This window comes from Chitinimonas sp. JJ19, assembly GCF_036961565.1.
Lineage (GTDB): Bacteria > Pseudomonadota > Gammaproteobacteria > Burkholderiales > Chitinimonadaceae > Chitinimonas.
In genome coordinates, this window is record NZ_JBAMDD010000034.1 from 1 (window position 1) to 1,645 (window position 1,645).

Consider the following 1,645-nt stretch of genomic DNA (forward strand, 5'->3'; position numbering starts at 1 on the left):
GGTGGCAGACCCGGCGTGGTGTCGCCAACAATCTCGCCCGGGTTGTAGGGCTTGAAGGTGTCGGCCCGGTTGGCCGGACTGGTGACGTCTGGCAACTTGAGGCTGATGCCAGTCTGCAACCTGGCCGAGGGGTCGGTGGCCAGGCCGTTCTCTTCGGCGATCAGGTACCACAGGCTGGTATCACCCCAGACGGCGGCGGCTACGCTCTGTAGCGTGTCGCCGTTGGCCACCACATAGGTGAGCGTGCTGCTGGAGCCCAGGCGATGCAAGCTGGGGGAGGCATTCTGCATGTCGAATATCGATTCGCCATACCCCCCAGTGCTGGCAATCGCTGCACCGCCCGCAAAGGCAAAGCGGACATGCGAGCCGACATAATCGACGTGTGGGTGTGGATCAAACTTGTCCAGGATACGTCCCTGCAGATCTACCGTGTGGCGCCGGTTCTGCGTGTATAGCCCGTGAGCGTCGCCGAATGGCACTTCGGTGTGGATGACTGCGCCATCGATGTTGTAGGTGGTGATGCTCTTGGTATGCGCCCCTTCTCCGATCGTGCTGACGCGATCCTGCGTGGTTTGCTGCCAGCGCTGGTAAGCCGCATAGGTAAACGTATAGCTGTCAGTACCGCCCCCTGCCAGATAGGCCGTGTAGCCCTCGGTACGTTCTAGCCGATAGCTGTAGTCGGTAATGGATTGCTGGCCCTGAGCATGGGTGTACTGATAGTAAACGCGCCCTACCTTGCCGGTATTATCCACGAAGCGTTCTTTTTCGGTCAGCTCGGCACGATAGGCGGTGGCGTGATCATAGCTCTCCTGCTGCAGGGCACGGCCATCAGCATCAAAGCGCACATGGGTACGCTGCAGCAGGCTGCCATCATCCTTGCGCCGTTCATCGACCACGACGCGACCGGCGTAATCGAGCTGGCGGCGGGTTTGAAGCAGGGTCCCCTTATTGGGAGTCTGCAACTGGATTTGCAGCAACTGTCCGAAGCCGTCGTATCGATAGTGTTCAATGTGATTGCCCGCCACCAGGGCATCAAGCGAGGTGGCGCTGGTCTGCTGCCCACCCGATCCCAGGTAGCTGAACTGTCGGCTGTTGATGGATCGCTGCGAGCTTGAGCCAAAGTTCACAAAGGAAGCGACCTCGGTGCTGAACACCACGGGCTTGAGTCCGTAGCCATATTGGGTCTGCATCGCGGTGATGGCGATGTTGTTGCTGGCATCCAATTGACCGCCGGTGATAACAGTCCGGCCTAGTTCGTCATAGGTGTTCCAGCGCGCCACGCCGCTCCAACTGCCGTTGGCCCCGCTGGCGCCCAGGATGACACGACGGTTATCCGCGCCATCGTACCAGTAGCGCATCTGTATACCGTCACCGCTGACTTCTTCAATACGGCCGGCGGCATCATAGCGGGTACTCTGGGTCCAGCCCAGATCCTTCCCACCCGCGACTTCCTTGTAGGACTCAACAATCACGCGGCCTGCGGCATCGTAGCGCCAGAACTGCTCGCGCGGCGCCGCATAGGGATTATTGGCACCGCTGTTCAGTTGAGCCTGGTGCACCAAATGGCCAGCCGTGTTGTAGCGTAGGTCGGTGACTGCGACTGAGGCGCCGCCATCACGGGACTGCGTAATGCGTATGCGCTCAC

General features: G+C 60.3%; 1 protein-coding gene. It reads right to left on the minus strand.

The window, feature by feature from the left end; translation table 11 throughout:
- On the minus strand, positions 1–1,645 hold a 1,645-nt coding region (locus V7714_RS20530), incomplete at both ends, for a hypothetical protein (protein ID WP_335711400.1).